The 11,182-nt window shown below is 48.9% G+C and carries 8 protein-coding genes and 4 tRNA genes; 3 read left to right on the top strand and 9 right to left on the bottom strand.

Features of this window, described 5'->3' with window-relative positions:
• The 9 genes from NZM05_07965 to NZM05_07925 form a co-directional block, all read right to left on the bottom strand.
• Positions 1-566, bottom strand: a 566-nt coding sequence (locus NZM05_07965; protein ID MCS7013546.1) for a hypothetical protein, incomplete at its 3' end; no start/stop codon positions are given.
• 493 nt (positions 567-1,059) lie between these two features.
• Positions 1,060-1,131: transfer RNA gene (locus NZM05_07960), tRNA-Glu, on the bottom strand.
• A 34-nt stretch (positions 1,132-1,165) separates the two neighbouring features.
• A tRNA-His gene (locus NZM05_07955) sits at positions 1,166-1,239 on the bottom strand.
• Positions 1,240-1,313: 74 nt separating this feature from the next.
• Positions 1,314-1,387: transfer RNA gene (locus tag NZM05_07950), tRNA-Arg, on the bottom strand.
• Positions 1,388-1,405: 18 nt separating this feature from the next.
• Positions 1,406-1,478: transfer RNA gene (locus NZM05_07945), tRNA-Pro, on the bottom strand.
• A gap of 179 nt (positions 1,479-1,657) precedes the next feature.
• Positions 1,658-2,428 (bottom strand): TatD family hydrolase, encoded by a 771-nt coding sequence (locus tag NZM05_07940; GenBank protein ID MCS7013545.1) that lies wholly within the window; start codon positions 2,426-2,428, stop codon positions 1,658-1,660.
• 1 nt (position 2,429) lies between these two features.
• Positions 2,430-3,014 carry a signal peptidase II gene (gene lspA / locus NZM05_07935; protein ID MCS7013544.1) on the bottom strand — a complete coding sequence of 195 codons (585 nt, stop codon included), beginning with the start codon at positions 3,012-3,014 and terminating at the stop codon, positions 2,430-2,432.
• Between the two features lie 27 nt (positions 3,015-3,041).
• Positions 3,042-4,274: a hypothetical protein gene (locus NZM05_07930; GenBank protein MCS7013543.1), complete on the bottom strand. Its 1,233-nt coding sequence runs from the start codon at positions 4,272-4,274 to the stop codon at positions 3,042-3,044.
• A gap of 17 nt (positions 4,275-4,291) precedes the next feature.
• The gene (locus NZM05_07925; GenBank protein MCS7013542.1) at positions 4,292-7,708 is read right to left on the bottom strand and encodes a hypothetical protein; all 3,417 of its coding nucleotides are present in this window, start codon (positions 7,706-7,708) and stop codon (positions 4,292-4,294) included.
• A gap of 251 nt (positions 7,709-7,959) precedes the next feature.
• Here NZM05_07925 and NZM05_07920 point away from each other — a divergent pair, with 251 nt between their 5' ends.
• Genes NZM05_07920 through NZM05_07910 form a run of 3 tightly spaced genes read left to right on the top strand, consistent with a single transcriptional unit; the run spans position 7,960 to position 11,158 of the window.
• Positions 7,960-8,436, top strand: a complete 477-nt coding sequence (locus tag NZM05_07920; GenBank protein ID MCS7013541.1) for a hypothetical protein — start codon at positions 7,960-7,962, stop codon at positions 8,434-8,436.
• Positions 8,382-9,380, top strand: a complete 999-nt coding sequence (locus tag NZM05_07915; GenBank protein ID MCS7013540.1) for an isoaspartyl peptidase/L-asparaginase — start codon at positions 8,382-8,384, stop codon at positions 9,378-9,380. Before NZM05_07920 ends, NZM05_07915 begins: the two co-directional genes overlap by 55 nt.
• Positions 9,381-9,412: 32 nt before the next feature.
• Entirely contained in the window at positions 9,413-11,158 is a 1,746-nt protein-coding gene (locus NZM05_07910) for a hypothetical protein (protein MCS7013539.1), read from the top strand.
• Positions 11,159-11,182 lie beyond the last annotated feature (24 nt).

Genomic DNA, 11,182 nt, shown 5'->3' with positions numbered 1-11,182 from the left:
TCGGGCAAGTTTTTGAGTTCATACCTGCCGTTTGCGTCGGGCTTGGTGAAGTAAGGCGTATCGAGGCTCAAAATGACGGCGCTCATCTGCGTATGGATGTCGCAGAAAATTTTGACTTCGCCCAAGCCTTCGATTTTGCGCTCGCCGATTTTCTTGCCCACCACTTCGCCCGTCATTCGCCTGCCGATGTTGAACTCGTTGCCGGGCGTGAGGCTGAAGACGTTGTGGTAGAACGGATCGTTGTTGATGAACTGCACGACCGTGCCTTGCGTAACGGGCAGAACGCGCGGTATGAAGGTTGCACCACGCTGATCTATTGTGCGATCTCTCGTGAGTGGTTTGAGTTCAGGCTTGAACGAAAGTGGGTGCGCGCTCACGACAACATCTTCAAACGGCGAACTCGACTTTGGTTCCATCTCCGCAGGTTTTTCCAGTGCAAGGCGGTTTCGGTAGGCTTGCCCACGCGCAATCCGTTGCGACGTTCTCGGTGCCGAAATTGTAATCGTGCCGCTTAACTCCGCTGTCTGCGCTAACGCAATTGAGTCGTTCAGCGCAACAAGAAGCATCAGCGCTAGACAAGGTCTTAGAAACTTTCGCCTCATCTGCTCACATTTGCACAAACTCGTTGCAAAGCTGAGGACTAACTCAACAGTAAAGCTTGCGACCATTGAGTCTCGAGGTGTAACGATGTTTGGCTACAAGATAATCAAATTCACATAAAAAGCTGTGCTCGCAATCACTGCTCTACGGTGTTAGGGATTTCCAACTCCTCTGCAGCGTTTTACTTGCCTCTATCGTTATCTCGCCTAATGCGTGGTGGCGCTTTATGCCAAATCAGGATTCAATGTTGCAACCTGGGACTGCACAGAGGAAAAGCAACATAGTGCGGTCGTAGCATCTTCGCACCTTGCTTTTGTCGGACACTCTATAATGTGATTGCGGGGACATTCATCCTATATTGAGGGAAGGCACCTCCCTGCATCGCTCCACGCTGAGATGCGATTTTTTTGCGCATGCGCCGCAAAATGAAAAAGCCTTGCTGCGCAAGGCTTTTCAGCGTGACCCCAACGGGATTCGAACCCGTCCCGCCACCTTGAAAGGGTGGTGACCTAACCACTAGTCGATGGGGCCTCTTGTCAAGAAACGCTTCCGCTGTCCATCAGTGGGCGAGCAACGGGGATCGAACCCGTGACCTTCAGAGCCACAATCTGACGCTCTAACCAGCTGAGCTATGCCCGCCATCTAAAGCTCTTCTTAAACTTGGCGACTCTGACACATTTGTGCCCCTTCTCCCAGCCTTTCGAGCTTATGTGTGTGCCCGACTGGATTCGAACCAGTGACCCACAGCTTAGAAGGCTGTTGCTCTATCCAGCTGAGCTACGGGCACTTTTACTTTTCTACCCAGTCGGGGCACCGAGACTCGAACTCGGGACCTCCTGCTCCCAAAACAGGCGCGCTACCAGCTGCGCTATGCCCCGTAAATCGTAGATAGCCCTTGCCCGCCTGTCAAAAAACAAGGCTTCAAATATAACGTTCTTTGAGAACCATGCAAAGCGAATTGAAAGCTACAGACTTCTCGCAGATTTTCGCCAGTGGAGGAGTGTGATTGTTGAAGCTGGGCCACGCAGGCACTTTTTTCAAAGCTTTCTTCCCTAAGTTAGAGCGCTCTAAGCTGGAAAAGCGCACAAGCGTTCTTGTAAGTCATTTCTCCCACTTGCTCTACTGCCAGGCCTTTCACGCTTGCAATTTTCTTTGCTACCTCTACGACGAATGCTGGCTCATTGCGTTTCCCACGATGTGGCACAGGGGCTAGATACGGACAATCTGTTTCCGTTAAAATCTCACTGAGCGGCACAGCCGCAACGACTTCAGGCAAATTCGATTTCTTAAAGGTTACGATACCTGGAATAGAGATTTTGAAGCCTAATGCGATGGCCCGCTCTGCTTCTTCCACGCCACCTGAAAAACAATGCATCATTCCGCGCAGATTAGAGGACTTTTCTTCTTCCAGAATTCTGAATGTGTCATGCCATGCGTCTCGAGTGTGAATTACAACTGGTAAATCACGTCGCTTGGCGAGACGCAGCATCTCACGAAAGCAGTGCTCTTGCTTGACTGGATTCGCATCGGGATAGTGGTAATCCAGCCCAATTTCGCCGATGGCGACCACTTTTGGGTGCGCCGCCAGCTCATCTAACTTTTGAAAATCGTCATCGGTTACAGGGTGCACATCATTAGGGTGCAGCCCTACATTAGCATAGATGAATTCACACTGCTCAGCCAGCGCAATCGCTGCTTGACTGGTCTCTACCGAAGTGCCCGGGTTGATGATGAGTCGGACGCCTTGCGCCTTTAAGCGTGCCATGACTTCATCACGGTCTTGGTCGTAATCCTCAAAAGACAAATGAGCGTGTGTATCGACAAACATCTCAGTTCGGTTTTGCAGGTTCGTTGGAGGTATTGGGATTTGTCTCGCTGGCTGATACCACAGATGGGTTTATGTCTGTTGCGTTGACCGTGTTGCTTACTGGCTTTGGTTCATCCTCAAAAACCTGTCGATACCAAATAAACATTATTGCCACACCGATTGTGATAGCCGCATCAGCCACGTTGAAAATTGGCCACAGCGAAACATACTTGCCAAACAACACCCCATTGTAGAGGTCAAAGTGAATGAAATCCACCACTTGTCCATAGAATGCACGGTCAATTAGATTGCCCACAGCTCCACCAATAATTAAACCGAAAGAAAGGCGGTAGTAGAGGTTGCTTCGCTGCGTGCGATAAAGGTAGTAGCAAATACCGAGCGTTGCCACGATAGAGAGCACCGTTACCACAGCGCGCCCGCCTAAATCAATGCCAAATGCAATCCCTGCGTTTTCTGTGTAAGTCAGTTTCAGCCAGTCTGGAATTAGCGTTACAGGCGCTGAGCCTTCCCCCAGTTGAGTTCTTGCAAGATACTTGGTGAGCTGGTCCAGCACTACCACGCTCAGTGCGATCCAAAAAATTCTCATTGTTTAGAACGAATAGTTGCAAAAGTTTTAATTTACAAACTTTATTCCATCAATTTTAATGATACGTTCAGGCAAGCTATGTTGGAATGGCTCAAGGATTTCGCCCACTGTGCTGCCCAGATACGACGGGTCGCAACTCACATATCGCTCATTTTCAAAGGTGTATATCTTTCCATTCAGCTTTGCATTTGGGATACAGACGCCAATCGCTACATGGTTTGGAAACTGCACACCAATTACCTTGTAACCTAAGACCCCCTGTACCAACGCGGCTAGAAGGTAAGCTCGGTCTTCACAATCGGTGTAGGCGTCAAAGAGTGCCTCCTCGACAAAGCTACAATGCTCACCACGCGGCTGCTTTTGGTCTTCGAGATACGGACGCGCTAGACAAAATTGCAAAAGAAAATCCACTGCCTCCACATCTTTCAAATTCTCCTGCACCAGCATCTTTTTTAGTGGTTCAATAACTTTCTCCTGAAAGGCTTTGCTCAGCGCTTGATTGAAATACCATGCGACCTCCATTTGCGGGTAGCCAGCAAGGTAATCGAGCTGATTTTTGTTGAATGCACACGTTAGTGAAAACTTTCTGCCGCGATATGTCCAAGAAAGCGTCTTGGAAATTGGTCTTTCAGGAAAAGTTGGACGCAGCGGTTGCTCAAAAGATACTGCACGCTTTATCCCCTGCATAGGCGCTGTTAGCAGCTCTAAGCCGTCTTTGGGCAGCGTCTTTTGCAAGTCGTTTTTCTCTATGTCGTACAGCGCATACATCGTCGTATTTTTTTCGCCCAATCGAAACACTGCGGCAAAGTAAACCGGCTGGCTAATCTCAAATGCTAGCCAGAGTCGCTTTCGCTCCGACACCGCAAGGGTAGCATTGTAGCCTAACGCTCGCAGCAGCGCGGCACAGCCAAACACACGCTCTGGCTCTGATTTCCACACCTCTTTTGCTGCAGAAGCCGCCAGCTTTACATTTAGCCAATCGTTCCAGCGCAGTTTATCGCTCTGGGTGCGCAGCTGACTTGCAAGTGGTTTTAACGCTTGCTCCAAATCGGCAAGCGCCCGCTCAATGGCGTGCTCATCGGTCAATGCTGCCAGTCTAAATGCGTGGGTTTGGTGTGGCAACGACAGTGAAAATGTCTCTCCATACAGCCTGACTGTCAAGGTGGTTTGCGCGCCCCATACATCTACCGTCATGTATATCAAGCCGAAATTGAGGGCTATGCAGCATATCAAGCTGTGAATCCATTTTGCTGTGTGCATTTCTCTTTAGGCAGCTCTTAGTTGCTCTGCAATTTCTCGAGTGCTTCGTAGTAGCGTCGAATGAGTTTTTGGTAATCGTCGGAGTAGCCCTTTTCACGGAGGCGATTGAGTGCATCTTGAAACTTGCTTCGTCCTACCTCTGAGCCAAGTTCTGCTGGAGACTTGCGATAGATGTTTTGCGCGGACTTTGCTTCTCGCTGCTCTTCAAATTCACGCTTTTGGAGCGATTTTGTGGATTGGAGCATTCGCGAGAGAATCTGCTGCTGACGCTTGATTAGCTCGCGCGTCAGTTCTTCTTTTTCTAAGGCTTTGGCGCTCTCTTCCATTTCCTCTGCCAGCTTTTCCAAATTGCCCAGTAGCTCTTTACCTGCTCCTTCACTTTGCTTTTGTGTTTGTCGTTCTGCGATGCGTCGCAGTTGCTCTTGAATCAAGCGTTGCTGTGCTGCCAGCTGTGCCAGTCGCTGGGCTCTATCAACTTGATTTTTCCCTTGACCTTGCATCAAGCTCTCAGTTTGGCTGTTCAGTTCGCTTTGCTGACCTGTTAAGCTCTGCATCAGTTCAGAGAGCGCATCGCCACCCTCGCCTTGTCCATCGCCGCCCTTTTGCCCCATCATCTGGGCCAGCATATCGCTTGTCTGGGCTGCAAATTCGTTGAGCGCTCGCATTGCTTCACGCATTTTAGCCGCTGCTTGCTGCGCTTGACGATTTTCCATTGCAGAAATAGACTGCTGCATTTCTCGCTCTGCTTCTGCCAATTGTCTCGATAACTCTGAGCGAATTTTGGACGACTTTTTGCCGATTTTTGAGACACTTTCTTGCAGTTGGTGCAAAGATTCCAGAATCTGCTGCTGAGTTTGTGCTATCTCGCGTGATTCTTCCATTGAGACCTGCCCACGAATCTGTTCCGTTTCGTTTTTCAGCTCCTCTTGTGCTTTAGAGAGTTCGAGTGCAGCACGCGCCGCATTCTGCATTGCGTCAATTAGCTCTTGACGGCGCATTCGTGTCAGTTCTTGCTTCATTTCCGAAAGCTGCTTCTGACGCTGACGCATCTTTTGCAGTGCTGACTTTTGTTTCTCTGCGGCCGCATCAGGATTGCGCTCGCCCAGTTTTTGCTCCGCTTCTTCTAAATCTTTTTCCAGTGCATCTTGCTCTGCTTGACTTTTGAGTTTCTCAAGCTCTTCCATTGGCAATTGCTCTTGCTTCGGGAAGGCTTTCATCTTTTCTTCCAGTTCCTTTTGCGCGTTTTGAAGTTCCTCAAGGTCTTTTTTAAGGCTCTCTTGCTGCTTTTGCAGTTCTTTCAGCTTTTCTTGCTCTTTTGGCGAGCGTTGCATTGTCTCAGCGCGAATTTCCTCTTGCTTCTGCAGCATCTCGCTGATGCGTTTGGTTAGCTCATCAATCTTGCGTTCGACTTGAATGCGCTGCAAAAGTTCTTTGGTGCGCTCTAAGCTCTTCTGAATCTGTTCCTCGTTGAAGGTCATTTTTTCTAAGGCTTTGCGCAGCTCTTGCTCGCTGACTTGCGATAAGGCATCTCGAAGCTGGCGCAATGCGTCTTTCAGTTCAGGTGCATTAATCTCTTCCAAAAGCCGCTGCACTTCCTGATATTTTTGCAGCGTTTCTTCAGACACAAGGCTCCGCTCTTGCATTTCCACAATCATCTTTTGCAATTCTTCTGAGAGCGCTGCAGCACTTTTTTGAAGTTCCTCTTGTTTTTTGAGTGCCGATTCCAGCGCCTTACGGTCTTGCCAATTTGAGCGACTTTTCTGACGCAATTCGTTTTGCACTTTCTCGAGCTGCTCCTGAATTGACTTTGCGTCCTCTATTTTCTTTTCCAGTGCGGTGATTGCATTAGACTCTGCACGCTCGACTTCTGCAAACACTTCCTCAAGTGAAGGCAAACGCAGTCGATAAAAGTCCGTGCGGGCAGCTTTGTATCCTGAAACAGCGTCGTTGTCGTGCACTTCGGCGTAAAACTCCACTTCATCGCCTGCCACAATGCCTGCTTTGCTCAAGTTCCAAGTAAAATTCACTACGCGGTCAATTTGCGTGCCTTCACCAGTGAGTGGAATCAGTATTTCGCGAAATGTCTCTTCTGGCTCTGCAATCTCGGATTTGCTTACTCTAAACTTGATAGCCAGTCGGCTAAAGCCAAAGTCATCTTTGAGCTCGAGCGTCAGTGGCTGAACAAGCGATTCAGGCAACTTGGTCTCGCGCGTCTCAGGCTGTAAGAGGCGAATGGTTGGGAATTCATCAGGAATAGCACGCAGTTGATATGTGGCACTTGGCTCAGAGCGCATTTCAGTTTGGTCTCTTACTTCAAGCCGATAGGTCAGGTCATCTTTCAGTGTAAAAGTAACGGTCGCAGAATCGCCGCTGACTTGCATTGCCAGTTGAACTGTATCACTTACCAGCATCGCCGACTTTATCGGCTTTGATGCCTTCAGGCGCACAGTTACCTTTGAGCCTTTTAGGCTGGCTGCATCGCCAAAATTTGGCTCAAGCACCTGTGGGCTAAGCTGACTGTACGCCGGTGGCATCAGTGAGAGCTGAAAGCGCTCAATGCGTGGCTTATCCAGCACATAGACATAGTGGCGGTCGCTTCTGATTGTTTTCCCTGCCACATCGCTTTCGGCAAAGTACAGGAGGTCTTGTCGCTGGTTTCGCAACCGATAGGAAAATTCACCTGCACTATCTTGCAGAAGTTTGATGTCTTGCAACTCAAAGCCGCTGAGGTCATAGAGCCTCAGTGTAAGTCGCCGCACTTCCAGCACGGTTTCCGCTTCTGGGTTTGGCACGACCTTGAAGCGCACTTCGGCATCGCTCCCCTTTGCGACTTCCACATCTCTGGAGAGAGAAAGAATCTGAAAGGGTGGCGGTGGGGTGAAGTCTTCACTAAACCGAATGATGCGCACAAGGGCACGGTTTAAGCCAAGCGGGGAAAGTGAAAAGACCAGCGCCGTTGCCACTGCACCAACCACTGCTGCACTTCCCACAGGTTTTATTTTCTCAAATGACACCGCTGCTCGAAAATCCATCGGCTCGGTGTCCTTTCCCACTTTTGCTAAAGCAGCTACCGCAAATGGGTTTGACCGTGCGTCTCGATACACTTGCAGCACATTAATGAGCCTGTCCTGCAAGTTTGGGAAAAATTCACCTACTAACTTTGCTATTTCGTCAGGGCTAAACGTGCGCTGAAGGAGCGGTAGCACCACAAAGTAAAGCAGACTGGCTACACTTGTTCCAATCAGCAGTACCAGAAGCAGCAAGCGTCCTATGCTGTCTAACTTCGCTACAGACTCTACAGCCGCAACTGCCAGCATTGCGCCTAACGTAGCCAGCACAAACTTCGCTAAGCCCCCTAAGGCATCTCGCACTTGGATTTTTTGATAAGTTGCTCTGAGCTTTTCGAGGAGATGCGTGTAGATTTTCTCTTCCATATACTGCCGACATTTTTCGCAAGAGTTACAATCTACGATAATTCCACAGATTTGAAGCAATCTTGCTCGAACCGTGCCGCTTGGAAGACAACAAGAATCGTGGGTGCGGTTAGCTCTCGTCCCTATTCTCAGATTTCGTAATGCGGCTTGCAAATTTGACTTGGCATGCATCGAATGCATGAGCGCCACTTCAATGTTCTAAGCCGGCATAAATTTGCCCTGCTCGAACCAACCTGCATTTTTTACTTGCGATGCCAGTTTCAGACACACCGCAGCAGAAAGCCGCTCGCACACGGCAGCGCTTCCGTGCAATGATAGTTGTTCTTGTTTTGCTCTGTGTAGAGTTCGTGAACACCTCTATCAATGCATTCGTTACGCGCCTTGATAAAACCGTCAATCCCTATCTACTGACGGCACTGGGCATGGTTATTGTGGTTGTGCTTTTCTACCCTGCTTTTGAATTTCTGAGTCGGTGGTCGCACAGAATTGTTGAGAAACTGATTGAAGCCAGTTCGAGTGTCTTCGGTCGCAAGTATGCTATCGTGGTTGTTGCACTGTTGCTACTCTTTTTGTTGTATGCAGGATTTTTATTTTTATGGTTCAATAAGTTTTTACTCAGCGAGCTTTTTCGCTCGCTCCAAAAGTTGCATCTTCTAAAACCACTTTTTTCTATATGCGCATTGAATTTTTCTTCTTCACTATTGTGCTTCTCAGCGGCACTCTACTGAACTTGCAAGCTCAACCATCTCAATCAAAAATTGCCTTTGCGATTCACGGCGGTGCAGGCGTCATTCGCAAGCAAGATATGTCGCCAGAAAGAGAGCAAGCCTATCGTGAGAAACTCACTGAGGCGTTGCGTGCTGGCTACAAGATTTTGCAAGACGGTGGCACAAGCCTTGATGCCGTTGAAGCCGCTATCAAAATTTTAGAAGATTCACCGCTTTTCAATGCAGGCAAAGGTGCGGTGCTTAACGCTGACGGAAAAGCTGAGCTTGATGCTTCAATTATGGATGGTAAAACACTTGCTGCCGGTGCGGTTGCAGCCGTGCACCGCATTAAAAACCCCATTTCACTGGCACGTGCCGTAATGGAAAAATCGCCGCATGTCTTGATGGTTGGCGACGGAGCAGAACGCTTTGCGACCTCTCAGGGCTTTGAGCTAGTGCCTGAGAGCTACTTTATCACGCCTGAGCGCCTCAAAGGACTCGAGCGCGCCAAAGAACGTGAGCGTTCCAAGCAAGAAGGCAGCAAACAGTCCGACAAGAAAGGCACGGTGGGTGCGGTCGCTCTGGATAGATACGGCAACCTTGCGGCTGGCACTTCTACAGGCGGCATGATGAACAAGCGATATGGGCGCGTGGGTGACTCACCTATCATCGGTGCAGGCACCTACGCAAACAATGCAACTTGCGCCGTCTCCACCACAGGTTGGGGCGAATACTTCATTCGCACTGTTGCAGCTTTTGATGTCTCGGCACTGATCGCCTACAAAGGCTTGTCGGTCTCTGAAGCTGGCAAACTGGTGATTGAAAAAATTGGTCAGCTCGGTGGCGATGGCGGTATGATTATTCTCGACAAACATGGCAATATCGCTATGCCCTTCAATAGCGAAGGAATGTATCGTGGCTATATCAACGAAAAGGGCGAGCCTGTGGTAGAGATTTACAGATAACCGTTTGTCCGACCCACTTTGGCAGACTGACTGTGCGCCCGTCTACTTTTTTCCGAATGCGCTACCTGCTCTGCCTTCTACTCTGGCTTTTTTCCCTAGCACTACCAACTTTACTTTGGGCACAGCAGGATAACATTCCGCTCAATGCTACCTTTCATGCTGTTGACATCTATGAGTATCTCAAGGAAATGCGCGTCAAAAAAATCACTTCTTTTTTTCACGACGATAACCTTCCCCTTTCGCGCTTAGAGGTCATTCAGCTTTTGCGTGAAATTGCGGCAAAAGAAAATGAGCTAAGTGAAACAGAACGGCGACTTTTGCGCCGCTTTCAAATCACATTTGATGAGTCGTTCCAGAATACAGAGACTTTTTCAAACTTGATTCAATACGACCGACCGTTCAGCGAGCGCGCTGCTGAAATCTTCTCCGATAAGGAGAAAAATTTTTTCTACTACAAGCGCGATAGCACTCGCATCTTTGTAGAACTGCTGCTTGGCGGACATAATGTCTTGCGCCTTGAGCCTCGCCCAAATGTCTCTGCTTTTGTCTATGATGCGGCCTTTCGCTTTCGCGTTACACTTTTTGGGCAACTTGGCACAATGCTTTCTTTTACACAAGGAATGAACCCCGGCAGCCGTGACCTTGTGCTAGCCGCTCGTCCTGACCTGCGCACCAACTTCAAACTCATTGAGGGCAACATTCAACCTGAAGAGTTCCCTAACTACACCCTTAGCGAAGGCTATGTGCGCTTCTACACCGAGCCTACTGCAGACCTCAATATCTCTTTTCAGATTGGACGCGAGCCGATTCGTTACGGCTTTGGCTACGGCAACCGCTTGATGGTTTCTGGCAATGGACCTGTGCTGGACTTTCTCAAAATCAATGCAAACTACGGCATTTTTCACTATGCAATGGTGCACGCCTCGACAGTTGGCAATTTTAGCTTCAACCGAGATGAACGATACACCAAGTTCTTTGCGCTGCACAAGCTCAAAGTTAGCGTGCCAAATTGGTTCTCTGCCACATTTGGCGACGTGATGGTCTACTCGGGTCGTGGCTTAGAAGTGGCTTATCTCAACCCTATCATTTTTTACAAGTTCCTGGAGCAAGATGTGCTGCAAGACCGTGACAATTCGCTCATCTTTGTGGATATGCAAACGCACTTTTTCAAAAATTTTGAGCTGCAAGGCACTTTCGTCATGGACGAAGCATTGTCGCTTCAATTCTTTTCGCCGAATGAACTTGTCACGGACAAGTATGCCTTCCAAATCGGAGCGTTCTGGTATGAAGCATTTTGGATTCAAAACTTGTCGTTTGTTGCTGAATACACCTACATTCGCCCATTTTTTTACTCGCACATTAACCCGCGCAATGCCTTCACTGCAAATGGTCTGATTGTGGGCAACCCGATTGGCCCAAATGCGGATGAACTTTATCTGCGGCTTTCTTACAACGCAATGGAAAACTTGCGCCTCAATCTGGAATTCCGCTCTATTCGGCGAGGTGAAAATGTGTTTGATGCTGAAGGTCGCTTGGTGAAAAATGTGGGCGGTGATGTAGATTTAACCAATACCCCTGACATTCCCTTGCGGCGTGCCGCTCCCTTTCTTGACGGGACTCGATTCAACGACCTAATTTTTACTGCTTCTTTGCGCTACGAACCGCTCAAAAATTATGTCATTGAACTGCGCTATCACTATCAAGTCGAGCAGAATGTATCGCAAAATCTCTGGCGCCCGTTCAGCTTTGGCTTTGTGCGCTTTACGGCAGAGTATTAACGGTGCATTCTGTATCTTTGCGCT

This window comes from Chloroherpetonaceae bacterium, assembly GCA_025056565.1.
Taxonomy (GTDB): Bacteria; Bacteroidota; Chlorobiia; order Chlorobiales; family Thermochlorobacteraceae; genus Thermochlorobacter.
Note: the sequence above shows the minus strand (reverse complement) of the source record. Positions and strands in the feature narration are given on the sequence as shown.